The sequence below is a fragment of the Peribacillus sp. YIM B13472 genome, from assembly GCF_042788005.1.
Taxonomy (GTDB): Bacteria; Bacillota; Bacilli; order Bacillales; family DSM-1321; genus Peribacillus; species Peribacillus simplex_E.
The window spans coordinates 54,205-80,127 of the sequence record NZ_JBHZPG010000007.1 but is presented as its reverse complement, the minus strand read 5'-3'; the positions used below and the strand labels follow the sequence as shown (position 1 = coordinate 80,127).

The following is a 25,923-nucleotide window of genomic DNA, read 5'->3' as shown; positions in this document are numbered from 1 at the left end:
CTTATCTACATTTCATCTGTGCTTTCACCTAGCCGCTCCAAAATCATCGCATACTCATCATTTGCCGGGTTCATCTCAAGCAGCTTATTAAATACTTCTCTAGATGTGGCTCTGTCTCCTTCTTCAATTAAAAAGAAACCATAATCTTCAAGGAAATCTTGATTGTTCTTGAATGAATTATATGCTTTATGATAGCTGGTTAATGACTCTTTAAATTGTTCAGTATGCTGATAAGATACAGCAGCTATCCATTCAAACTGCGGATCATCCTCTCCATATCGCCTTACTTCACCAATACACTCCAATACATCTTCATACCTTTCGTGGTGCATATACAATTTCAAGAGGGTGAGTGCAGCTTCCAGGTATCCCGGATCAATGGCTAGTGCTTCTTTAAATAGATTTTCCGCCTCTTCTTCAAGCCCGCTTTTCAAGGCTATTTTTCCACCGAAGAAGAAAAGTTCCTTATTGAATTCATCAGCCTTGATTCCTTCTTTGACCGTTTTCAAGGCATTATCCAGATCTTCAAGATGTTCATAACTCTTTGCCAGGTACAAATATAGAGAATGGTATTCATGATCTAATTCTTTCAGTTCAATAAACTTTCGTACCGCTGTCTCATAAAGACCTGCCTGAAAAGCTGTAAATGCATATTCAAATAAGGTATTGATTTCAAGTCCATCCTGTAAGGCCTTTTCAAAGTGCGGAAGGGCCTCCTCGAACTTCCCCGAACTGCTTAATGCTTCAGCAAGCCTCTGATTGACATTAACACCAGCGATTTCTTGTTCCTGTTCTAAAACCTTTATGTAATTTGCAATGGCTTCCTGATCCCTTCCTTGATGAAAGAACAGTTCAGCTAGTGCAAAATCAATGATGATCTCATCTGGAAGCATTTCCTTGGCCTGCAGTAATTTCCGTTCGCTGACCTCATCCATCCCCTGTAATTGATAAAGGTCCGCTTCCAAAAGCAAAGCACTTGGATATACTTCGTCATCTGCACTTACTTTTTCAAGCATCAGCATCGCTTCATCTTCCTGGTCCATGTCAATCAGGATTTCCGCCAACGAAACAATCAATTCTCCTTCATCGGGATAGAGTTGCAGCAGATGTTCAAAAAGATCCTTTGCCTCCTCCGCAAAACCAAGCTGGAGCATTTCTTCGGCCAGCAACAATATGTCCTCTGCTGACTCTGATGATTTAATTCGATTTATATGTTTAAGAGCTTCTGTTAATTCCCCTTTTTTTAAATGCTGTATAACTTGTTCCACTGAGTTCATTGTTGAATCCTTCCTTTTGCATGATAGACTTGGTCCCTAGTCATACACACTCACGCCATAATGTAACATACCCTGCCATTAAAAGAACAAAATACCATGTAATCGCGAGATGCATAGTAAACAGTATTCATTAGTTTACCATACTGTAGCCCTGTATTCCATTGATGAAGTCCCCTCCCATTCTCATTAAAAAAAGGTTACTAGTTAATTCTCCATGCTACGGTCAATCTCCTTTTTGATCCTGAACCCCTTTTTCATTATTTTCATGAAAAAAAGCACGGATGTTAGCGCTTTCAACACTTTTGAGCATTTAAAAAAAGTTTACAGACCAAATAAGGTATGTAAACTTTTTTTATATTTACTTTATCAATTGCGTCAAATGCCCAAAAAATTGTGGATATGATACATCTATGGCATCAGGGTCAGCAAGGTCCACTTCCCCATCCGTTATCAAAGCCGCTACAGCAAGCATCATCCCGATACGATGATCTCCATGGCTTGTAACCATACCTCCATTAAGGGCTTTACGTCCTTTGATGATCAATCCATCTGCTGTCGGGGTTATATCTGCCCCAAGAATGGAGAGCTCATTGGCAACAGTATCAATTCGATTCGTCTCTTTCACTTTAAGTTCTGCTGCATCCTTGATTGTCGTTATCCCTTCAGCCTGTGTTGCCAGAAGTGCAATTACCGGTATTTCATCGATGAGACGGGGAATTAAATCACCGCTGATGGTCGTCCCTTTTAGTCGGGAGCTTCTGACAGTGATGTCTCCTGCAGGTTCACCCTCGCTCGTCTTCTTATCTATCGTAATATCCGCCCCCATTGATTTCATGACTTCGATGATTCCAGTCCTTGTCGAATTAAGGCCCACATTCTTTAACACCACTTCACTATTTTCCGTAATCGCTGCAGCCACCATGAAGAAAGCCGCCGAAGAAATATCACCCGGCACATGGATGGCGGTCCCTTTAAAGACTTGGTTTCCGCTTACTTTAATCGTTTGACCGTCCTTTTCGATTTTCCCGCCAAACTCTTGGATCATTCGTTCAGTATGATCACGGGTCTCTTCCGGTTCGATAATGATCGTTTCACCTTCTGCCTGTAAACCAGCCAAGATTATCGCTGATTTTACCTGCGCACTTGCTACAGGTAATTCATAGCGAAACCCTTTTAATTTACCACCTCTTATGAAGAGCGGGGTGTATTCGGCTCCTTTTCGGCCATCAATGACTGCTCCCATCTGACGAAGAGGGTTGACTACCCGGGTCATTGGACGTTTGGCTATCGATTCATCACCTGCCAAAACGGCCGAAAATTGCTGTCCTGCCAAAATGCCCATCATTAACCTGATCGTCGTACCAGAATTTCCGACATCCAGCACAGACTCAGGTTCCTTTAAGCCATTAAAACCTTTGCCTTCAATTTTGACGTGCTGGCCATCTTGTTCAATTTGGACTCCAAGCTGCTTAAAACAGGAAATCGTACTTAAACAGTCGGCCCCTGGAAGAAAATTAGTGACTGTCGTTTCCCCTTCGGCAAGCGCTCCGAACATTATCGAACGATGGGAGATCGACTTATCTCCAGGTATGGCAATCGAACCACGTAATGTTTGGATGTTCGTTTGTAATTTTTTTGTATTCATAAAACCATCCTTTCCTATCAATATTATGCCAGGATCGTTTCATAATCTGTATGTCTAGAAATACACTCCGCAGCTTTTATGCGATCAACATCCGTTTGGAAGCTGATGACCAGCACACCGTATATCTCTTCCCTGGTTTCAATGATCCTAATGTTTGTAATGCTGATACCTTCATGAGCTAAATATCCGGTAATCTCAGAAATTATTCCGGCATAATCCGGTATATCGATATATAAATCATAAAACGCTGGTATGGCACCTTTTGCATGTGTTGGCAAATCATCCCTGAAAATCTTGGCATCGGTAAAGAATCGAAGGATTTCTTCACTATCTTCATTCGCAACCAGACCTTTTATATGCTCCATTTCATTCAGCCAATCATTCATTAAATCAAGTAGCACATCCCGGTTATGTAACAAAATGTCACGCCACATTTCCGGACTGCTTGAAGCAATTCTTGTAATATCTCGGAATCCGCCTGCTGCAAGCCTTGAAATCAACTTGTTTTCCTTACTGTAATTTTCTGCCTGCTTAACGAGCCCCGATGCGACAATATGCGGAAAATGACTAATGACCCCAGTCAGCTTATCATGCGTGGCAGGACTCACAACCAGAAAGTTAGCTCTTGTCCCTTGCAGCCACCCTTTAAGCTGCTCAACTTTTTCTTCTTCGATGGAATCTCCGGGAGTAAGCAAATAAAATGCATGTTCGAATAAATGCAATTTGGCTGCCGCAGCGCCGCTTTTATGGGAACCAGCCATAGGGTGCCCCCCGATGAAGGCCACCCCTTTATCTATCAATGGTTTTGCTGCCTTAACGACTGTATCCTTCGTACTTCCTGCATCCGATATGAGGACATCACTTTTTAAATCCATATCGGCCAATTGAGCTAAAATCTTCACGGTTTCATTGACAGGCACAGCAAGTAGAATCAAATCAGCTTCACGTGCTCCCGCTTCCAAAGATGATACAGAATCATCAATGATCCCCAATAGCATCGATAGTTGAATATTCTTTTCACTTAGGTCCGTACCAACAATCACAGCTTCAGGATGTGCATGGCGAACAGCCATGGCCAGTGATCCGCCAATTAGACCTAGACCTATTACAAAAACCTTACCCTTCACTCTTCTCTCCCCCACATCTTTTATGCTCCTCTAGGTTTGATGAAACGTTAAAGCAGCGAATCAGAAGGTGCCTCAACTTCATTCAAAAAAGTTTTTATAGCATTAATCATTCCTTCATTTTCTTCAGTGGAACCAATCGTTACCCTCAGGCTGTTAGGAAAACCGAAAGATTTCCCCGACCTTGCAATGTACCCGCGCTCAAGCAAATATTGAAATACCACATCGGCATCCTGTTTAAAATGGATAAAGATGAAATTACCTTGTGACGGGTAATAAGCTAAATTTTCCTTATTGCAAAATTCATAGTACCGCTTGAGCCCTTTCTGATTTTCTTCCTTGCATTTTTCAATGAAGGCTTGATCCTCCAAAGCGACGATAGCGATATTCTGTGCGAATGTGTTCACATTGAATGGTTCCCGGGATGGATCCAGTTTCTGAATAATATCCTCATCCGCCAAACCATACCCTACCCTAAAACTGGCAAGTCCATAAATTTTTGAGAATGTCCGGAGTATGATCAAATTTTTATATTTATTAATCCATTGATTCGTTCTTGGGTAATCCTCAGCCGTTGCATATTCACAATAAGCTTCATCCAAAACGATAAGAACATCTTCCGGCACTTTTTCGATGAACGATACTAAGTCCTGTTCCGAAATGTATTTACCAGTTGGATTATTTGGTGTACAAAGCCAGACAACCGCTGTTTTTTCATCTATTACTTTAAGCATTCCTTCTAGATCATGAGCACCGTCAATATGAGGAACTTCCCTGATTTCCGCACCTTCTAATGTGGCATTATGGCGATACTGCGAAAAAGTGCCTGTTGCCATGACCGTGTTCTTTCCAGCTCCCAATAGACTCCTGGAGATGATTTGAATGTTCTCATCAGATCCATTTCCAAAAATAAGCTGAGTTTCTTTCACACCTGTATGTTTTGCAACAGCTTCCCTAAGCATCGTTGCATATCCATCCGGATAGATGGCAAACGAATGGGTTGAGTTCCTAACGGACTCCTTGACCTTTTCCGAACAGCCAAAAGGATTTTCATTCGAAGCTAATTTCGTGATTTTTTCCAACCCGTATAATTTTTTCACTTCATCAGTGGATTTTCCCGGTTGATAAGACTTCAAGGAAAGGACCGCTTCATTCCATTTCATGTCAATCACCTCTATATATTTTTTATCACTTTAAAGCAAGAAAGTGCGAGAATAGTATATCATATTCATAGATTTAAAATCATCTTATATCTGCTTTGTCAAATCTGGCCGTAATACCGTAGCCCCTGCCTGGTATACATGATGTATCTCTTTTTGAGATTTCGTCGTATTTACGTGGATCATGACCCGGATGCAAAATGGCAAGGAATTGCTCACCGGTATTTCTTTCATGCATGTAACCGGTACATAAGTCCAGCCTTCGAATTTCCTCAAGGCTTTGGCAGGGAAGACAGAACGAATCTCTTCCGTCGCAGAAAAAAATACAGAAGCTACCATATCGGGATCAATCTCGTTGACCTGAATGATCTCTGCCATCAACTTTTCGACAGCTGAAATCACTTCCATTTCTGTGTCTCTCTCTACTGTAGTGGCACCCCTTATTCCTCTTATCACACATAGTCCCCCTTCTTCTGAACTCTATATCATATCCGCCATTTCCTCTATCAGCTCAGAGTCGGCTATATCCATTAATAGCGGTGACCCCACTTCGTTTAGCAGAACAAAGGTAGCTGCATCATTGACCGATTTTTTGTCTGTTTTCATTAAATCAAGCAGCATTGCATGTTCAAGTCGGGTTGGAATGGTTATTTGATAACCTAAAGAAGAAACCCAGTCAATAAACTCATCAAGTTTAAAATCAAGATCCACTTTCTTTCTGCTTAATTTAAGAGCATATACCATCCCGATTAAAATGGATTCCCCATGCGTAAAGTTTCCGTATCCCATTGAACTTTCCACTGCATGTCCAAGCGTATGACCAAAGTTCAAAAAGGCACGAATGCCATTTTCCTTCTCATCCTCTTCGACAATTTTAGCTTTAATGCCAATTCCTTTTGTAATCATTGTCAGGAATTGCTCATCCGTTATATCATTCAAATCAACAATATTCGACTTTAACCATAGATAAAAATCATTATCTGCTATCAAGGAATGTTTAATGACTTCCGCAAAACCCGACCTTAATTCTTTAAGAGGCAGAGTTTTTAAAAATTCAAGATCATAAATGACCGCTTCAGGCTGATGAAAGGCTCCAATCATATTTTTCCCTAGAGGGTGATTGATGGCAACCTTGCCGCCCACTGCACTATCATGGGCGAGCAAAGTCGTCGGAACCTGTATAAATGGAATCCCTCTCATAAAAGTGGCCGCAACGAATCCAGCCAAGTCACCGACTGCACCACCGCCAAGGGCGATAATCAATGACTTGCGATTAATCTGTTGGGATAAGCAGAAGCTTTGGCATTCATAAAACACATCGAATGTTTTAGCATGCTCCCCTTCTGGCACTACATGATGCAGGACCGGTTTTCCCGTCTTGATCAGGGCATTTTTCACAGTCTGCAAATGAAGTGCCGCCACTTTCTCATCAGTTATGATCAGAATCTTGTTTAGATGATTTAATTCATGCGTTATTAATTCAGGCAATTCATTTATTGCCTTCTTGCCAATTAAAACCGGATATTGCTTGGAAGCCGTTTTTATTTGGATGGATTTCATGATTTAAAACCCCTTTACTTCTTCCCGATATGATCTTATGTATTCTGCTAATTGCTCATACCGATCTGAAGGGAATTGATCAACGATGGCAGCCGCCAGTTCCCATGACACTACCGCTTCAGCAACTACTGCTGCTGCTGGAACCGCACAACTATCGGAACGTTCGACACTTGCTTCAAACACTTCCTTCGTATCAATATCAACACTTTTCAAAGGTTTATATAAAGTCGGGATCGGCTTCATCACACCGCGTACAACTATAGGCATTCCAGTTGTCATACCGCCTTCAAAACCGCCAAGGCGATTGGTTTTCCGGTAATAACCCTGTTCTTCGTCCCAGGCGATTTCATCATGGACTTCACTGCCGAATAGATGGGCCGCTTCAAAGCCAAGACCTATTTCCACCCCTTTAAATGCATTGATGCTCATTATCGCTGCGGCTAGTTTTGCATCAAGCTTACGGTCATAGTGCACATAACTTCCTACACCCACCGGCATTCCTTCTACAATGACCTCAACGATGCCGCCGATGGAATCTCCTTTTTGTTTCGCTTCATCAATTGCATCCTTCATCTGCTGCTCTACGTTTTTGTCAAAACATCTAACAGAAGATTCTTCCGTTACTTGTTGCAATTGCTGAATCGTTTCGTATTTTGGCGGTTCTGCCTTCACTCCGCCAATTTCCAAAACATGCGATGCCACTTCTATCCCCAATAAAGACAATAGCTTTTTAGCGACAGCACCTGCTGCCACCCTTACTGTCGTTTCCCGGGCTGAAGAGCGTTCCAGAACATTTCTCAAATCGCGGTGCCCATATTTAATCCCGCCGTTCAAGTCCGCATGACCAGGACGAGGCCGGGTGATTTTACGTTTAATTTCTTCAGCTTCCTCTTCTGAAAGCCCTTCACTTCCCATAATCTTTGTCCAATGCTTCCAGTCATCGTTCTCAACCACCAAAGCTACCGGCGAACCGAGTGTGTAGCCATGTCTGATTCCCGAAGAAATAAATGCCTGATCTTTCTCGATCTGCATCCTTCTTCCACGTCCATGCCCTTTTTGCCGGCGCCCTAAATCTTGATTAATATCCTCATTCGAAATCGGCATTCCTGCCGGTAATCCTTCAATGATAGTAGTCAGTTGCGGACCATGTGATTCTCCCGCTGTTAAATATCTCATCTTCCAGCCCCCTTTTAGCACTTTAAAGTGTATATGTATCAATATACCACAATTTTATGAAATGTGGGTATATGTAAAACGTAAAAACCATATTGTTTGAATTTAATCACTTTTCTTTCTATTTTACAAGTACTTAAACATTTTCGATATAGTTTAATCTTTCAAAGTTGAGTTCTACTGGATTTGCTATTACACGACAAACGAAAAGGGACTGAATGCTCATATACAGAATCAGTCCCTTTTTATCCAAAGTATTTACTTTTTCTTATAAAAAAATGTGTCGACCGTTTCAAATTGATATTTTCCTGGGGTGAATATTTGCTCTGTACCTCCTACAAAAAGGACCCCGCACCCCGCCGCTTTTTAGTGATGCACTGAATTTTTCATATAATAAATTTTTGGCTTCTTCAGTGAAATAAATTAAAACATTGCGGCAAACGATTAAATCCAACTCCTTTTCGAACCGGTCAGAGAGAAGGTTTTGCTTTTTAAATGTCACCCTTCTCTTGATTTCATCATCGACACGATAAAACTCCGCCTTTTTTTCAAAGTATTTCCTTTTGATTTTTTCAGGCACTTCATTTAAGGAACGTTCAGGATACATCCCCAATTTCACTCGCGCCAATACATTTTCATCCAGATCCGTCGCCAATATCTCTATCTGGCTAAGTGGAACCAGATTGGACAATATCATTGCAATCGTATATGGTTCCTCGCCAGTTGAACAGGCTGCACTCCAAATTTTCAACTTTTTTTTACTTGCCAATAATTCAGGAAGGATTTTCCGCTCCAACACTTCCCATCTTTTCGCATTTCTATAAAATTCGGAAACATTGATTGTCATTCTATCCAAAAGTTCATTTAAAACTTCGGGATTGGTTTGAATGTCTTTATAGTATTCACGAAATGAATGATATCCTCTTTTTTCATATAGAGTTGTTAGTCGCCTTTTCATTTGCCCTTCCTTATATAGTGCCAAATCAATTACCTGTCAACATTTTGATATTACGAATAAACTCTTCATATTCTTGAGGCATTCCTACGACTCCCCTGCACATAATTATTTTAAGTGGTCCTTCCCTTTATATATCGGAGAGTGCCATTTTTTCTTTAAACTAAAATAATTCCTTACCTTGCCGGGAAACTAAATAAGCAATACAAAAAAAGCGGGTTCCATCGCATAATGACGATGGAACCCGCTTTTTATAGAGTGATCGTATTAATTAATAAACCCACTCGCTTACAAGTTTAGAATACTCAACAATTTCTTCTTCTTTGAAGAATAAACCGATTTCACGTACAGCGCTTTCAGCTGAATCAGATCCGTGAATGATGTTTTTGCCGACAGTTACGGCAAAATCGCCACGAATTGTTGCTGCTGCTGCATCTTTAGGGTTAGTCGCACCCATCATTTGACGTGCAGTAGCGATTACGTTTTCACCTTCCCAAACCATTGCGAAGACAGGACCTGAAGTAATGAAGTCCACTAATTCGCCAAAGAAAGGACGTTCTTTGTGCTCGCCATAATGTTGCTCGGCCAATTCTTGAGAAATTACCATTAATTTTGCTCCTGCAAGAAGGAAGCCTTTCTTTTCAAAACGGGAAACGATTTCACCGATTAGATTGCGTTGAACGCCGTCAGGCTTAACCATTAAAAATGTTCTTTCCATGAATGTCACTCCTAATATGTATCATTGTTATTTGCCTATATAAGGCAATACTTTTAGAATATTACCATTGTTTGATGAGTTTCGCAACTCCCATTATCAAAACTTTCTTTTTCCGATATTTTTCGCGATGTCCGATAAAGTTTTTCTAGCTTTAATGGCAGGAAGGCCTTTCAATTCAGTAAAAGCCTTTTCTAAATACATATCACTGATCCTCGCTGCCTGTTCAATGGCACCGGAAGTTTTTATCGCATCGATTATATGGGACATTTCGTCTTTTGGCGTATCTTCCCGAACTGTTTCGATAAGCTTTTTTAACTTTGGATCTTCCATAGCAATCAAAACGGGCAAAGTGATATTACCTTGAATCAAATCACTGCCGGCTGGTTTCCCAAGCTCTTCTTCCGAAGCCGTAAAATCCAATATATCATCGGTGATTTGATAGGACATACCGACATAATATCCGAATTTAAATAGCTTTTGATGAACCCTTTCTTCAACACCTGCTGAAATGGCTCCCAACTGGCAGCTAGATGCAATGAGCAATGCCGTTTTCCGTTTGATCCTTCTAAAGTATATCCGCCAATTCTGTTCGAAATTGTACTTATCTTTTATTTGTTCAATTTCCCCAAGACATAGTTCAACCATAGTATCTGCGAGAATTTGATGCGCAAGCGGTGACTCGATAACCGCCATCATTTCCAGTGCACGAGCAAAAATGAAGTCGCCTGTGTACATGGCGACGCGATTATCCCATTTTGACTTAATGGTAGCCGATCCCCTGCGTAAATCCGCATCATCCACAACATCATCATGTACAAGGGAGGCCGTATGGATGAGTTCCAAAGTCGCTGCGACATGCTTTACGACATGAATATCATAGTTGCCAAACTTCGCACCCAATAGGACGAATACCGGACGGATCCGTTTTCCACCGGATTGCAGTAAATGCAGGGAAGCTTCCCTTAAAACCGTGGAATCCGCTTCAATTGCGGCTTCCAGTTCTTTTTCTATTAATTGCAAATCTGCATTCAAAAATGAATACATCATTTTAAATTTCATACATTCCACCCAGCTTTGTCCATTGCTATTCTGCTTATTTTGAAGGCTTGTACCCGAAATGTGTTGCTGCTACCCCGCCGAAATGGGCCTTATAACTGACATTATCCATTCCTGCCTGCTTAAACATGTTTTCAAGCTTTTTCATGCCTGGGAAATCCCGGGCTGATTCCTGCAGCCATGAGTATTCACTATAGCTTTTTGCGAATAATTTGCCGAACATGGGCATAATGAAACGGAAATAAAAATAATAGCCCTGTTTAAAGCCTAGCATCGTTGGCTGTGATGTATCCAGGCAAACGACCATTCCACCCGGCTTGGCTACACGGTTTAACTCTTTAAGCACTTTCATGTAATCAGGGACATTCCGCAGCCCGAAACCGATCGTGACATAGTCAAAGCTATTATCCTCAAAAGGAAGTTCCATTGCATTCCCATGCATTAGGGAAACTTGATCTAGATTGAGTTCATTCACCTTTTGTTCGCCGATTTTCAGCATGTTCTTACTAAAATCCAGACCAACAACCTTTCCTTCTGGTCCTACTTCATTAGCAAGGGCAATGGTCCAGTCCGCTGTTCCACAGCATACATCCAGTGCATGGGCGCCTTTTGGGACATTCATGATGGCCATTGTAGCCTTCCGCCATTTAAGATGCTGTTTAAAGCTGATGAGGGAATTCATCTTGTCATAATTTCCGTAAATCTTTTCAAAGACATGATGAACTTTTTGCTCTTTAGACTGCTCCATGATTCACCCTTCTTTCACATATGAATTTGCCATACTCTCTGTTTGTTCCAAGATGGCCTTCACTCTTTCCTGTAGTTCATCATCCAACTTTGCCAGCTTCCGCATCGAGCGCTCTACGGATTGCCTGGCATCCCTCAGGCACTTGTCGAATTGGGTGCGTACCTGTTCTTCCTTTTCCGAAATGGGAACATCCCCACCGATCGAGTCATCAAAAGGCATTTCCCTTAGGACATCAAAAACTATTGATTCCCCCGACTTCATATAACTTCTCTTCTCGGCATGCAACCGTTTTAAAAGCAGCAGATCTTCCGATATTTCTAACCAGGCAGGCTCATTATAGTAATCCGACAGTTTCTGAATCAGCGAAGCCTCGATCGCTTTTATCGTCATTAAAAGCGTTGGTACATCTTGAATCGACCCTTGTTGGTAAAGAATGATTTTATTATCATTTATTTTTTTTATCGCGCTTGAAAGGATACGGATCATATCAACATTACCTATACTGGCAAGCCCTTGATAATATAAGCCACTATAGTAATCACCGGCAAGCACTTGTAATTGACGATTTTTCAATACTTTGGGCGACTCGATCCCTTCACCCGAATTCGAGACGATTTCATGGGTATCCAGAGCTATTTGCACTAACATGGTTGAAATGATGTATTGATTCCGTTTTTCACTTTTAACGTCCAAATCGTTAAACAATCCCCAAAGCAACATCAGTTTATCTTCGTCCAAGCTTGGCTTTTGTATATACTTCAATAAATATGGATGTTGAGCTTTCGTTTCTATTAATCGTTTTAATTGCCTTATGTCGTCCGTTATGTTTAACAATTGAGATCACCCTTGCATCCCCGAAAGATAATTTTTTTCATACATATTGGTTTCTGTCTGTGTAAAATACACATTATTATACCATAAAAACAATCAGATGAAATGGTCAACGTTTATAAAATGAAACTTCCAAAAACAAGGAAATCATCGACTTTTGCTCTTCAAAAAATGGATGCGGGAAATTTACAGCTTGTTAAACGCGATATCAGGTGATTGATTTATAATTAACCAAGCATTGAGAAACGATCATTTGTCAGGTGAATTCTTTTTGGAATCACTTTCTATCTCTCCGAATGGAGTATAGACCTTTGCATGGCCCCTGATTTTAATTGCCGAGGTATGCTCCGTGAATTGTGCGATCATCACCTCTCCTGAGTCCAGTTTTTCGGAGTGGTGAAACTTGGTGTCCGTTCCCCTTGTCAACCCGATGACATTCACACTATCCTCAATGGCTTTGATTACGACAAAATCATTCAGAATCTTTTTATCATTCATTTTTTCCTGCCCCCATATCCTTAGTCTTTAATGAATGCCAGTACTTCAGCTCTAGTACGGTGATCCTTCGCAAACGTTCCCCTTACAGCTGAAGTCACTGTTTTAGATCCGGGTTTTTTCACGCCTCGCATGGTCATGCACATATGTTCAGCCTCTACTACAACCATTACACCATGAGGCTCGAGCTTTTCCATTATCGAGTCTGCAACTGTAGAAGTGATGCGCTCTTGAAGCTGCGGACGCTTCGATACAGCCTCAACCGCCCGTGCCAATTTGCTTAAACCAGTCACTTTTCCGTTTTTCGGAATATATGCTACATGGGCTTTCCCGTAAAAAGGGACTAAATGATGTTCACATACCGAGTAAAACGGAATATCCTTTACAAGTACGAGTTCTTCATGGTCCTCCCCAAAAACAGTATCGAAATATTCCTTTGGATCCTGATTAAGTCCAGAAAAAATTTCTTCATACATTCTGGCTACCCGAGCAGGAGTATCCAGCAGTCCTTCCCTCGTTGGGTCTTCCCCTACAGCCTCGAGAAGCATTTTAACCGCTTCTTCTAATTTGGCATGATCAACATTAGCCATTTTTTGTACCTCCTAAAAAATCAATAATATTATGTATTCAGATAAAAAATCCAAAGCGCGTTGCACCCGGAAATCCATAATTGCAATTATTAAGCGACCGATTACCCATAGATTGATGCCCTTTAAAGGCAGTTTCGTCGGAAGCGGTATTCGGATGGTCATTTCCTTGTGAAGGATTTACCATCTGCAGCGTTTCGAAAATATTCACTGTCTTTTATATTATCACAGATGGAAATTAAGAAGCAAAAAAAGGACCGCGTTTTCACGCGGCCCTTTTCGGTTAAGCACCCGTATGTAATGGTAGAATTACTTCACTGCATCTTTCAGCGCTTTACCGGGTTTGAAAGCTGGCACTTTGCTAGCTGCAATTTCGATTTCGTCACCAGTTTGTGGGTTACGGCCTTTACGAGCCGCACGTTCACGAACTTCAAAGTTACCAAAACCAATCAATTGGACTTTATCACCGTTTTTTAGAGCTTCTAAGATTGTATCAAAAACAGCATCAACAGCTTTTGTAGCGTCTTTCTTAGAAATTTCAGTTGCTGTAACAACTTCATTAATTAATTCTGTTTTGTTCATGCCATTCACCTCCTCCCAAAAGGGATCTTTATAAAAAATCATTATTACAACACTATAATAGTGATTTGATATTAGTTTTAGTCAAAAAATTTTCATTCCCTGGCAATCATGGATTACCAAGCCCGATTAATTTCCAAATAATTCATCCGGAAATTTATAAATAGGTTGAAATCGCTGTTATAACGCGTTTTCTGTATGTAGATTATCACAAATCCTATTAGCTTAGCAAGGGAATTCAAAAAATAATGGGAATCTTTTCATTAATAATTGTATATATTATAAATTTTGTCTTTCGCTATTCATCATTTCCCTTTTTTATAGAAATTAAACTTATTATATTGCTGAAAATCGCTTAACCACAGGGTTTTTTCAAGATTATACTAAAAAACAGCAGATCATTTCAAATATTAGCATTCATAAATGATATTTTTCCTGTGATCCTGCCATTCATCCCATGCAAAAAGACCAATCCATAAATGGAGTTGGTCCAGCTTTTAAACGTTTACTATAAGATGATGGCAATCAATCCCCCACTGCCCTCATTAATAATCCTCTCCAGTGTTTCTTTCAATTTATAGCGTGCATTGTCTGGCATCATCGCTAATTTCACTTGTATGCCTTCCCTTACGTAGGAACTTAGGCTTCTGCCAAAAATATCGGAGTTCCAAATGGAAAGTGGATTGTCTTCGAAATCCTGCATCAGATACCGCACTAATTCCTCACTTTGCTTTTCCGTACCGATGATTGGTGAGAATTCGGATTCGACATCGACCTTAATCATATGGATGGAAGGAGCTACGGCTTTTAGCCTGACACCGAACCTGGCTCCCTGACGGATGATTTCCGGTTCATCGAGACTCATATCATTAAGGGATGGGGCTGCAACACCATATCCAGTTTGTTTGACCATTCTTAGTGCATCGGCCACCTGATCATATTCTGCTTTAGCATACGCAAAGTCCTGCATCAATGATAACAGATGATCCTTGCCCCGGATCTCTACACCGACAATTTCCTTCAGGATATCATCATAGAGTTCATCAGGGGCGTATAGGTCTATTTCTGCAACACCCTGCCCCATTTCAATGCCTGCAAGCGCGGCACGGTCAATGAACTCGAATTCATTGAAATGACCGACTACACGATCTACATCCCTCAGGCGTTTAATGTCCTTGACGGTCTCTTTAACCGCGTCCTGGTAACTTTCCCTCAACCAATGATCCTCGCGCAGAACCATTACCCAGCTCGGGAGATTAACATTGACCTCAAGAACAGGAAATTCGTACAGGGCCTCGCGCAGTACGCTATAAACATCCGATTCCCGCATTCCTTCGACACTCATGGCCAATACAGGGATATCATACTTTTCCTGCAGGGATTCCTTCAGTGCTACCGTATTCGGGTGGTGGGGCTGAACGGAATTGACAATCATGATAAATGGCTTGCCAACCTCCTTCAATTCTTCGACAACCCTTTCCTCGGCCTCTAAATAATCACTTCTCGGAATTTCTCCTATCGATCCATCCGTCGTAACGACTACGCCTAATGTGGAATGATCCTGAATTACTTTTCGAGTACCGATCTCAGCCGCTTCATTGAACGGAATCGGTTCTTCATACCAAGGCGTGTGAATCATGCGGGGACCATTTTCATCTTCATACCCTTTAGCCCCGGGTATTGTATAACCGACACAATCGACTAAACGGATGTTCACGTCGAGGCCTTCAGCTACTTGAATCGATGCTGCCTGGTTCGGTACGAATTTTGGTTCCGTCGTCATAATCGTCTTTCCGGCTGCACTTTGAGGTAATTCATCCTGTGCCCTGGCACGGTCCGCCTCTGACGGAATATTCGGAATGACGACTAGCTCCATGAATTTTTTAATAAATGTGGATTTCCCAGTCCTGACGGCACCGACCACCCCCAAGTATATATCGCCACCGGTCCGTTCAGCTATATCTTTAAAAATATCTACCTTTTCCAAGGTATCCCCTCCCGAATTAGAGTTTTGGGATTTCGTTTATCCATTTGCATTTATTTAGGACATTATATATCTATGATGTTGTCCTAAAAATTTATTCCAATTATTTCCCTGGTTCAATCCCTTCCTCCACCAGAAATTTTATATAAGGGTTGTTATTTTAAAAGTAAGATGAAATAAAGATAAAAGAAATAACCCTTCCCCTACAATATATTTTGCAGAAGAAGGGTTATGCCTATTTTGTAAGAAATATTGGATTATTTGTTTTTCCATCAATTGTATATGGCAATGAATAGGCAGGGACGAACTCCGAACTCTGAACCAGCAGTTCCCGGATATCTTCACCTGGCTTAATTTCCCCCTCATGCTTCTTTACAGCCTCAAGTAAATCCGGGGTATAATCAACAAAAATACTGCCTTGACCATCTACTACAAGATATAAGTCTTTTTGTGAAAATGGGCTCGTGACCGTCGGAGCTTCCTTCAGGCCCATTTTCTCATAATCAAGAGTGAAGACATTATCGGATAACCTTTCCTTAAATGGCGGGTATCCGTTGCTTTGCTGATAAGCAGTCAATCTCAAGGAAACATCCTGAATCTTCTGCGCCATCCTGACATCCAACAGCTTTACAGTAGGATTTTTTTCAACATTTACGAGGATGTATTGAAAGACGCCTCCCGATTCAAAGGCATTGTCTGGCGGTTCAGCCATATACCTCGGTGAAATCTTAGAAAATTTTATGACATATTTTTGATAAATCGGTGTTTCAGCATCTTTTGTAACGATGGGCAGTATGCCGCCTTCATCTTTCTGAAATTGATCCACTGCACTTTGGACTGTTTGTATTTGCTCTTTATAAGGCAGTTGGTTTTGCATTTTTTGCTTCTCCGGATATAAGCAGCCGGATAATGATACAGAGATGCATAATAAACATAATATTTTGAAAAAATTTCTCATCATTTCTCCTCACCTATCAAGTGGTTGGCCCGCTAAGAACAACGATAAGGATGATCAAGCCGGCTAGAATCATAAGTATGTATGCGATAATTGCTGTCAAGACTCTCCAAAAACCTTTTAATTTATAACGGCTTAAGTAGATTAGAAATATAGAGATAACCATAAAGCCCATAGCTATAAAGGATATCCACATTTTTTGCAGAGCAGGTGTCATATCTTCATCACTCCTTTTTCCAGAAATTATTATAACATACCAAATTACGTTAAAGGAATTAAATCCTTGTCCAATCTGTGTAATTCCCGTTTTCATGACTCATTTTTCGTGAAAAAAATTTCTGTGGAGCAGTTATAAAACGAAAAATATGTAAGTAATCCCCACACCCTCTCCCTCCAATCAAAAAAAACAGCCCAAAGGCTGTTTTTCTGCTTACTTAAATTAAGATTGAAGCGTCGGCAAAACGTCTTTAAACGCTTTAATGACTGTATCGACTTCATCCAACTGAATAGTCAATGAAGGCTCAATCCTGATTGTTTTGGAATTTATAAGCGTACCTGCTACCAAGATGCCTTTATCAAAGAGGGCTTTTGAGAATTCATAACCCACTTCATCTTTATGGAACTCAATACCAATCATCAAACCTTGGCCGCGGATCTCCAAAACCTTATCTTTGTGCTCATCTGCCACTTCCCTTAACCCATTTAAGAAATATTCACCAACTTCTGCAGCACGCTGCGGTAAGTTTTCTTCCAAAAGTACGTCGATCGTAGCAATGGCCGCAGCACAAGCTAGTGGATTTCCTCCAAATGTCGTAGTGTGCATGAATGGATTGTCGAACCAGCTTTTAAACACTTTCTCATTGGCTACAACAGCCCCTGCAGGCATTACTCCGCCGCCAAATGCTTTCGCTAAACAAATAATGTCCGGAACAACATCATATAGTTGGGATGCAAACATTTTACCTGTACGGCCCATTCCAGTTTGCACTTCATCCAATATTAATAACGCATCATATTCGTCACATAATGCCCGAACCTGCTTTAAATAACCTTGCGGAGGAAGAATGACCCCTCCTTCACCCTGGATTGGCTCCAACAGCACAGCAGCAACATCTTCACCGACCAACGCACAACTTTCAAACGTTTTTCTCATCATATCCACATCACCAAAAGGTACATGACGCACACCTGGGATCAATGGAATGAACGGTTTTCTGAACATGCCCTTTGCCGTTGCCGATAGTGAACCAAGGCTTTTCCCATGAAATGATTTTGTCGTGGAAATGATCGTGTGTCGGTCACTGTACATTTTGGCCAACTTAAGTGCAGCCTCCACGCTCTCGGTACCGCTATTCGTAAAGAACGAGTATTTTAGATCTCCCGGTGTGATTTCAGCAAGGATCTTGGCAAGCATTGCACGTAATGGATCAAGTAAGTCCTGGCTATGAAGGGCTTGTCTTTGCAATTGATCGGTTACAGCCTTTACTACTTTAGGGTTACGGTGGCCTACATTATAAATACCAAATCCACCTAAACAATCAATATATTTTTTTCCATTTACATCCGTAAAACAAGAACCTTGATCAGACCACTCCACCGAAGCGAATTGTGTGTCTTTAGTGACCGTCTTGCGGTATTCCAAAAACCCTGGGTTTACATGGTTACGGAAATTCTCGACCGTTTCTTTTGTTACCCACTGTGCATCTTCTTTTGAAATTTCTTTTTGTTCGATTAATTGAAGCACTTTTTTAATATAATCTTGGGTTGATGATTGGTTAGCTTGAGTGTTTTTACTTTCTACGTTAATTGACATTTTTTTAATCTCCTTTTTTTATAACTTTAGTGGATGGTTAATGAAGTTTGCTTCTTTATGAAACTTTGATGCTTACCTCCCTTTTTTCTTATACTTATTAATCAAGCAAGAACCATGCCAAGTTAAACATCCAATAAAATCGCATTTTTTTTGATAAATCACTCCGATACTATGCAAATATGCATATCGTTATTTCCCTTTGCATAATCATCTTGAAAATCATTAAAAGCTTCCCTAATGCCGTCAATAAAAATAAAAGACGTTGCCAAGTGATTTTCATCACTCGGCAACGTCTTTTATTCAAAATGCATTGTTTTCGATTTTCTTACTCTGTTCAGCTAACACTTTTTGATACTTCCTGCTCACTGACGATTGACTTATCCCGAGCGCTTTAGCCGCTTTGGTCGTGGTTTTATACTGTTTCATGGCAAGCATGATCAATTGTTCTTCGACATGATCCTGTGCTTCCTGCAGTGGAAGAATTCTCGTAATGATGGGTTTCGTTTGTTTAAAGTCACTGCCCACAGGTATGAACCTTTGAATGAAGTCAGCATCGATCATCTCCTCATCTGCAGAAACAACCAATCTTTCAATCATGTTCTGCAACTCACGAATGTTCCCCGGCCACGTATAGACTTCCAGTATATTTAATGCATCGGGGGAAAAGTGGTAATTCCGCTGATACCTTTCATTCAGTTTTTGCAGGAAATGAAAGGCTAGCGGTGGTATATCCTCCGGCCTCTCCCTTAAAGGGGGCACATGTATGGGTATGACGTTCAATCGATAGAATAAATCTTCTCTGAACGTGCCCATCTCGACCATTTTTTCCAGACTCTTATTCGTGGCTGCAACAATTTGAACATCAATGGAAATGGGCGTAGTGCTGCCAATAGGAATCACTTCCTGTTCCTGGAGGACCCGCAGCAGCTTGACTTGCAGATGTATTGGCATGTCACCCACTTCATCGAGGAATAAAACACCTTTATTGGCCTGTTGAAAGTATCCTACCTTCCCATTTTTATCCGCTCCTGTAAAGGAACCCTTCGTATAACCAAACAATTCACTTTCGAGGAGGTTTTCCGGAATCGCCCCGCAATTAATCTTCAGGAAAGGTTGCTTAGATCGCCTGCCCATTTTATGAATGGCTTCGGCTATCACTTCTTTACCTACTCCCGACTCCCCATTGATTAATACAGTAGATGAAAAATGAGCGATTTTCTTAACTTGGCTGATTATCTGCTCCATTTTAGGACTTGCAAAAACCAACTCCTTATAAAATTGATCTTGTTTTTTGAAAGAGTCCAGTTCTTTCCTCATTTCATTTAATTCCGATTTCAATTGCGTCGTTTCCGTTATATCCCTTGACGCAATGACTATTCGATCTATATCCCCTTTTTCATTGAACACAGGGGTGCCCACGGATAGGACTTTCTTATTCATTTTCGTATCCTGGACAATCGATACTTTCTTTTTTTGTTCAAGGACTAACCGGGTGACCGAAGGATTAAAAATCCCTTCATCTTCTAATTGCAAGAGATTCTTCCCTATATAGTCTTTTAAGTTCTTCCCCCAGAATCCTGAGATGATGCTGTCACTATAGCGCAGCAGTTCTCCTTTTTGATTGACTACAAGTATTTCATCATAGATATTCGCCAAAATGGCATTCAAGTCTTTATTCGAGCTTTTTATCAATTCTATTTCCATGGCCATTTCCTCAACCATCGGTAAATCCTGAACGATGATGATCAGGCCTTCGACTTCTTTTTCATGGTTCAGAATCGGGCTATAGTCGACAAGCACACTCATGACATCAGTAATCTCCAGCTGATTCAGAATACTGCTCCCGCTGGCAAACACGCTATGTATATGCTGCTTATTGAAGATGTTCGCAGCAGGTTCATTAAGGACTTGTTCAGAAGGCTTTTTTATCATCTTCAAGCCTGATTCATTAAAGTTCACGATATTTTTTTCTTTATCAGCCACAAAAATCCCCATAGGAATGGAGGTTAAAATCACATTTAGCAGGTCTAAATTTTGTTTGCTGTCCTGCTTGAATAATTCAGCTAATACATCTTCCCTTTTTACATAACCGGTTAGCAGGCCATCATCCGTTTTTATCAGTACGATAGGTTCACCGATAATTTGAAACAGAAGCGGCAAGGAAATGTTAGGGTGCAATTTACAGACATTATCAATCGAAAAAGCATACTGTAAAAGCTGATCGACTGTCGTTATTTTTTCATTTAACGGGAGGTCATCCATGCGGATATACGCAAACACTTGATTTTCCTTCATAAGAAAGAAGAAAGGTTCCTGTATCTCATGAATTTTTTGGTCTGAAAATGTAGGCTGATCAATTGTTATAGTTATGAATGGTCTTATTTTATCATCCGGAATAGATAACACATTTTCACTCTCCTTTTGTAACCTAACCTATATTTTATCACAATTCTGAATTGCAAGATAAAAAATAACATGCACCATTTCTCAATATCCATCATTTACCTTTATTCATTCCACAACAAAAGGGTCCTTTAATGGACCCTTTTGACTTAATAACATGGTATGCACCTTATTTTATAAAGGACCGCTCACCTTTTCTTAGCCTTTTGCATACCCCTGCTTGTTATGATTCGAGGATGGTCGTCCTCGCCCTGAGCTTTTTATAAAGACAGGGCAGCTTCCACCATACCGTCCTTACAGTTCCATACCTGTTTGCAAAGTTTTAAAAAAACACTTTAAGAACTCAATGGTATTTGCTTTCAAAACTTCTGCTACCGTCACTTTTCCTTGTTCCCCGTATGTAATATCACAGATGGATTAAACGATGAATATGACCATGAAAAGCAAGGCGACTATCGTTAGTATAGCAATTGCTTTCGAGCCATTTTCATCCCCATGACATTGATAAACGTCACAATAATCAGTAAATTCAGCACACACATAAGCCGGTACAGAAGTTATGCTGTAAATAAAAGGGCATTAACGTCCTCTTCATTTTCTCATCAGCCATATAACAACCTCCCTTGTTTCATGAATGCAATAGATTCACTGTGCTTTTTCAAAACGGAATAGCGGGGGGGATTCCGTAAACCATTTTGTCCGATACAGAAGATAGCCAATCCCAATTACCGCCCAGACAATTCCTAAAATCAATGAACTCATCTCGAGATTAAGCCAAAGGATGAAGACCGAAGCCGCGCCTAAAACCGGGGAAAGAATAGTTGAAAGAAACCCTTTAATCGTTCTGAAGCTATTGTTTCTTATTGCGTGGACGATTACGCAAATATTCACGAAGGTAAAAGCGATTAAAGCCCCAAAGTTTATGAGGGAAGCGGCCGTAACCAAATCAAGGAATAAGGCAACCAATGATATGGACCCGACAAATATGACATTAAAAAATGGCGTGTTGTATTTGGGGTGGATAAACCCAAATAGTTTTTTCGGGATCATTTGGTCACGCCCCATGACATATAGCAACCTAGAAACACTAGCATGAGATGCAAGACCGGAGGCAAGGGTCCCGCATAATGTTCCTGCAAGAAAGAAAGCCTGAAATAACTTTCCGCCAACGAAAAGGGCAATTTCCGGAGAAGCTGCTTCAGAATCGCTAAAACGGGAAACATCCGGGAAAAATAACTGTGTAAAGAATGATGCCGTCACAAATAATCCCCCTCCGATAAGGGCAGTCAAAAAGATGGCCCGGGGAACCGTTTTGGATGGATTCAAGGTTTCCTCCGATAAAGTAGTGACTGCGTCAAACCCCAAGAATGAAAAACAAAGGATTGTAGCACCGGATATGAGCGTCGACATTTCCAAATGCGGCCCGATGAATGGCTGAACCGACAAGACCTCTCCAGTGCCTTCTCCACTCATGACTCCTTTAACGACAAGTGCCACAAAAATAACGATGACCAACATTTGAAAAAAAACAAGGAAGCTATTAAAGTTGGCTGCAAAATTAACATTGAATAAGTTAATGAATGTCATTAAAAGGACAAATGCCACCACCCATATCCACGGGTATACTTCCGGAAAAAGAGCAGTTAAGTATATTTTTGTTAAAATGCCGTTCACCATTGGTAAAAATAAATAATCGAGTAACGAAGACCACCCGACAAGGAAGCCTAAATGTGGATTAATCGTTTTTTGTGTGTAAGTATAGGATGAACCTGCCTGTGGATAGATTTTCACCATTTTTCCATAACTTGCTGCAGTAAACAACATCGCTGAAAGAGCAATGACATATGCGGTTGGCACATGCCCCCCCGTTTTTTCGGAAACTATCCCGAATGTATCAAAAACAACCATCGGCGTCATATATCCAACACCAAGCAATACGATATGCCATAAGTTTAAGGACCTTTTCAGTTTACCTGTTTGCATGTATCATTCCCCTTCCTTTTTTAGCGAGAAAAGTAAACTAACTTTTCTGGCCTCCCTTATAATTTTTTGGTCATATTACACTTCGCAATTTTCATACCAAAAAAAACAGTCGATTTTTAACAATAAACAAGGAAATATGTAGAATGATTTATGCAAAACTGAATAACCTATTCGATTATTCATAAATCAAAAAAGAACTGATGATTTTTAGACCATAAAAAAAAAGCAGAAGATATCTGGATATCTTCTGCTCATTTGACTAAATCCCCCGTGCCGAGGTCAAATTACTAGTTTACTTTCGTTGCATTGTATGCTGATACACGGCAAGGCGCATCATCAAATGCCTAATTTAATGAAATTCTTTTATGAAAATCAACAAATTGGAGGTTAATCCTGCTGCCTGCTATCCAATATGTTATAAAGTTCTTCCATCTCATTCGTTTTTGAACGATTCATCAAAAGGTCAACAGCCTTTTTCACTTCTTCCCCATTGAATAAAACATCGTACAAGGCTTCTGTGATCGGCATGTTCACTTCGTACTTTTGGGCTAGTTGATAGGCTGCTTTAGTGGTTCTGACACCTTCAACGACCATACCCATGTTTTCCAAAACTTCTTCAAGCTTTTGCCCTTTACCAAGCATATTCCCAGCTCTCCAATTACGGGAATGAACGCTTGTACAAGTGACGATCAAGTCGCCAATCCCAGCTAAACCTGAAAACGTTAGTGGGTTAGCCCCCATGGCCACCCCTAGACGGGATATTTCAGCCAATCCCCGTGTCATTAATGCAGCCTTGGCATTATCCCCATAGCCTAAACCATCCGTAATGCCGGCAGCCAAAGCGATGATGTTCTTTAATGCCCCACCGATTTCAACACCAATCAAGTCCGGATTTGTATAGACACGGAAATTATTATTGATAAAGATGTCCTGAACCCTTTCGGCAGCTTTCATATTCTTTGAAGAAACGGCAACTGTTGTCGGGTGACGTAAACTGACTTCTTCTGCATGGCTCGGTCCAGAAAGAACCACTATATCTTTAAGCCAATCCGCCGAAGAGACTTCTTCAATCATTTCTGATATACGAAGCAGTGTATCAGGTTCAATTCCTTTACTCACATGAACGATCGTCAATGGTTTATCATGAGCCTCTTTAATCTGACCAAGCACTTCCCTGTAGGCTTTTGTCGGCACCGCCAAAATAATTATTTCAATCCCGGCCAACGCTTCCTTAAGGGAAGAATAACCTTTAATCCCCAAAGGCAATTCAATCCCAGGCAAGTATTTTTCATTCGTATGATTTTGATTGATTTCATCGATTTGTTTCTGATTATGTCCCCACAATCTCACTTCATGCTGGTTATCGGCGATTACGAGCGCTAAAGCAGTTCCCCAGCTCCCCGCTCCAATCACTGCGATACTTTCTTTTTCTTTTACCACGGTATAACCACCTTTACTATTTTCTCTGGCGTCCAAAAATTCGTATTGGTGTTCCTTCAAAACCAAAGGCATCCCTAATTCGATTTTCTAAAAATCTCTCATATGAAAAATGCAATAACTCCGGATCGTTAACGAATACAACGAAAGTTGGCGGCTTGATCGCTACCTGAGTCGTATAATAAATTTTCAAACGGTTGCCATTATGAGTCGGTGTCGGATTCATCGCAACGGCATCCATGACCACTTCATTCAAGACATTTGTCTGAACCCGGATAGCATGATTCTCACTAGCCTGATCAATGACCGGAATTAATGTATGTGTCCGTTTTTTCGTTAAGGCAGAAAGATAAATGATTGGCGCATAATCCAAGAATAGGAAATGGGCACGGATCTTTTCTTCAAAATCCTTCATCGTTTTTTCATCTTTCTCGATGGCATCCCACTTATTGACGACGATGATGACCGCCCTACCCGCTTCATGGGCATATCCCGCAATTTTCTTATCCTGCTCACGAATTCCTTCTTCAGCGTTCAGGACTACAAGAACAACGTCTGAACGTTCAATTGCCCTTAATGCACGAAGTACGCTATATTTTTCCGTGCTTTCATACACCTTGCCTTTTTTCCGCATCCCTGCTGTATCAATAATGACATACTCTTTGCCATTATATTTATAAGGAGAGTCAATCGCGTCGCGAGTAGTACCTTCAATATCACTTACAATGACACGTTCTTCACCTAACAATGCATTGACCAAAGATGATTTACCTACGTTCGGTCTTCCAATCAAACTGAATTTAATGACATCATCAGCATAATCCGGGCCGTCAAATTTAGGGAAATGTTTGGCCGCTTCATCCAGAAGGTCACCAAGACCAAGTCCATGAGACCCGGAGATCGGGAATGGATCCCCAAAACCTAACGCATAGAAATCATAAATTTGATCTTTCATTTCTGGGTTATCAACTTTATTTACTGCAAGGACAACTGGCTTTCTCGATTTATAGAGTATCTTAGCTACTTCTTCATCAGCAGCCGTTACCCCTTCACGACCATTCGTCATAAAAATTATCACATCAGCTTCGTCGATGGCAATTTCAGCCTGCTGGCGAATTTGTTCCAGGAACGGCTCGTCACCGATATCAATTCCACCTGTATCAATTATGTTAAAATCATGTGTTAACCATTCACCAGAACTATAAATCCTGTCCCGAGTTACTCCAGGAACGTCTTCGACAATCGAAACCCGTTCTCCAACTATTCTATTAAAGATTGTCGATTTTCCCACGTTCGGACGACCGACTATCGCAATTACCGGTTTTGGCATTGCTATTCACCCTTTCTGCTACTATATCTCTGTCAAAGTCACGAAATTCATGAATGCATTTATTACGGTTGCTGTGCATTATTGATTTTCATCATTTCCTTTTAAAGGAA

22 protein-coding genes and 1 pseudogene are annotated in these 25,923 nt (G+C 40.8%); all 23 read right to left on the bottom strand.

Features of this window, described 5'->3' with window-relative positions:
- Positions 1-5: 5 nt before the first annotated feature.
- The 23 genes and pseudogenes from ACFX4I_RS07875 to der all read right to left on the bottom strand — a co-directional run bounded on the left by ACFX4I_RS07875 (position 6) and on the right by der (position 25,813).
- Positions 6-1,277 (bottom strand): tetratricopeptide repeat protein, encoded by a 1,272-nt coding sequence (locus tag ACFX4I_RS07875; RefSeq protein ID WP_377419908.1) that lies wholly within the window; start codon positions 1,275-1,277, stop codon positions 6-8.
- 358 nt (positions 1,278-1,635) lie between these two features.
- The gene (aroA, locus tag ACFX4I_RS07870; protein WP_377419906.1) at positions 1,636-2,922 is read right to left on the bottom strand and encodes a 3-phosphoshikimate 1-carboxyvinyltransferase; all 1,287 of its coding nucleotides are present in this window, start codon (positions 2,920-2,922) and stop codon (positions 1,636-1,638) included.
- Positions 2,923-2,945: 23 nt separating this feature from the next.
- Complete coding sequence (locus ACFX4I_RS07865; RefSeq protein WP_377419904.1) at positions 2,946-4,049, bottom strand: prephenate dehydrogenase; 1,104 nt, start codon at positions 4,047-4,049, stop codon at positions 2,946-2,948.
- Positions 4,050-4,096: 47 nt separating this feature from the next.
- The gene (gene hisC / locus ACFX4I_RS07860) at positions 4,097-5,209 is read right to left on the bottom strand and encodes a histidinol-phosphate transaminase (protein WP_309518774.1); all 1,113 of its coding nucleotides are present in this window, start codon (positions 5,207-5,209) and stop codon (positions 4,097-4,099) included.
- Between the two features lie 84 nt (positions 5,210-5,293).
- Entirely contained in the window at positions 5,294-5,662 is a 369-nt protein-coding gene (aroH, locus tag ACFX4I_RS07855; protein ID WP_230303348.1) for a chorismate mutase, read from the bottom strand.
- 24 nt (positions 5,663-5,686) lie between these two features.
- Complete coding sequence (aroB, locus tag ACFX4I_RS07850) at positions 5,687-6,766, bottom strand: 3-dehydroquinate synthase (RefSeq protein WP_377419902.1); 1,080 nt, start codon at positions 6,764-6,766, stop codon at positions 5,687-5,689.
- 3 nt (positions 6,767-6,769) lie between these two features.
- Entirely contained in the window at positions 6,770-7,942 is a 1,173-nt protein-coding gene (gene aroC / locus ACFX4I_RS07845) for a chorismate synthase (protein ID WP_230303346.1), read from the bottom strand.
- Between the two features lie 255 nt (positions 7,943-8,197).
- Positions 8,198-8,979 (bottom strand): annotated as a pseudogene (locus ACFX4I_RS07840) (CheR family methyltransferase).
- Positions 8,980-9,165: 186 nt separating this feature from the next.
- A complete protein-coding gene (gene ndk / locus ACFX4I_RS07835; protein ID WP_076365651.1) occupies positions 9,166-9,612 on the bottom strand; it encodes a nucleoside-diphosphate kinase in 447 nt (148 codons plus the stop codon).
- Positions 9,613-9,708: 96 nt separating this feature from the next.
- Positions 9,709-10,671 carry a heptaprenyl diphosphate synthase component II gene (gene hepT, locus ACFX4I_RS07830; protein ID WP_230303344.1) on the bottom strand — a complete coding sequence of 321 codons (963 nt, stop codon included), beginning with the start codon at positions 10,669-10,671 and terminating at the stop codon, positions 9,709-9,711.
- Between the two features lie 34 nt (positions 10,672-10,705).
- Positions 10,706-11,416: a demethylmenaquinone methyltransferase gene (locus tag ACFX4I_RS07825; protein WP_230303343.1), complete on the bottom strand. Its 711-nt coding sequence runs from the start codon at positions 11,414-11,416 to the stop codon at positions 10,706-10,708.
- A gap of 3 nt (positions 11,417-11,419) precedes the next feature.
- Positions 11,420-12,250, bottom strand: coding sequence for a heptaprenyl diphosphate synthase component 1 (locus ACFX4I_RS07820; RefSeq protein ID WP_377419900.1), 831 nt, complete (start codon positions 12,248-12,250; stop codon positions 11,420-11,422).
- A gap of 246 nt (positions 12,251-12,496) precedes the next feature.
- Positions 12,497-12,745 (bottom strand): trp RNA-binding attenuation protein MtrB, encoded by a 249-nt coding sequence (gene mtrB / locus ACFX4I_RS07815; RefSeq protein ID WP_034308017.1) that lies wholly within the window; start codon positions 12,743-12,745, stop codon positions 12,497-12,499.
- Between the two features lie 20 nt (positions 12,746-12,765).
- Entirely contained in the window at positions 12,766-13,332 is a 567-nt protein-coding gene (gene folE, locus ACFX4I_RS07810; protein WP_034308020.1) for a GTP cyclohydrolase I FolE, read from the bottom strand.
- Between the two features lie 306 nt (positions 13,333-13,638).
- Positions 13,639-13,911, bottom strand: a complete 273-nt coding sequence (locus ACFX4I_RS07805; protein WP_034308023.1) for an HU family DNA-binding protein — start codon at positions 13,909-13,911, stop codon at positions 13,639-13,641.
- Positions 13,912-14,416: 505 nt separating this feature from the next.
- The gene (gene spoIVA / locus ACFX4I_RS07800; protein ID WP_098370783.1) at positions 14,417-15,895 is read right to left on the bottom strand and encodes a stage IV sporulation protein A; all 1,479 of its coding nucleotides are present in this window, start codon (positions 15,893-15,895) and stop codon (positions 14,417-14,419) included.
- A gap of 232 nt (positions 15,896-16,127) precedes the next feature.
- Positions 16,128-16,853 carry a hypothetical protein gene (locus tag ACFX4I_RS07795; protein ID WP_377419898.1) on the bottom strand — a complete coding sequence of 242 codons (726 nt, stop codon included), beginning with the start codon at positions 16,851-16,853 and terminating at the stop codon, positions 16,128-16,130.
- Positions 16,854-16,866: 13 nt separating this feature from the next.
- Positions 16,867-17,064, bottom strand: coding sequence for a DUF2768 domain-containing protein (locus ACFX4I_RS07790; protein ID WP_048681698.1), 198 nt, complete (start codon positions 17,062-17,064; stop codon positions 16,867-16,869).
- Positions 17,065-17,286: 222 nt separating this feature from the next.
- Entirely contained in the window at positions 17,287-18,660 is a 1,374-nt protein-coding gene (locus ACFX4I_RS07785) for a putrescine aminotransferase (protein WP_377419896.1), read from the bottom strand.
- 300 nt (positions 18,661-18,960) lie between these two features.
- Positions 18,961-21,066, bottom strand: a complete 2,106-nt coding sequence (locus ACFX4I_RS07780; RefSeq protein ID WP_230303340.1) for a sigma 54-interacting transcriptional regulator — start codon at positions 21,064-21,066, stop codon at positions 18,961-18,963.
- A gap of 642 nt (positions 21,067-21,708) precedes the next feature.
- Positions 21,709-23,046: an APC family permease gene (locus tag ACFX4I_RS07775; protein WP_230303338.1), complete on the bottom strand. Its 1,338-nt coding sequence runs from the start codon at positions 23,044-23,046 to the stop codon at positions 21,709-21,711.
- A 387-nt stretch (positions 23,047-23,433) separates the two neighbouring features.
- Complete coding sequence (locus ACFX4I_RS07770; RefSeq protein ID WP_377419894.1) at positions 23,434-24,486, bottom strand: NAD(P)H-dependent glycerol-3-phosphate dehydrogenase; 1,053 nt, start codon at positions 24,484-24,486, stop codon at positions 23,434-23,436.
- A gap of 16 nt (positions 24,487-24,502) precedes the next feature.
- Positions 24,503-25,813 (bottom strand): ribosome biogenesis GTPase Der, encoded by a 1,311-nt coding sequence (gene der / locus ACFX4I_RS07765; RefSeq protein ID WP_034308039.1) that lies wholly within the window; start codon positions 25,811-25,813, stop codon positions 24,503-24,505.
- Positions 25,814-25,923 lie beyond the last annotated feature (110 nt).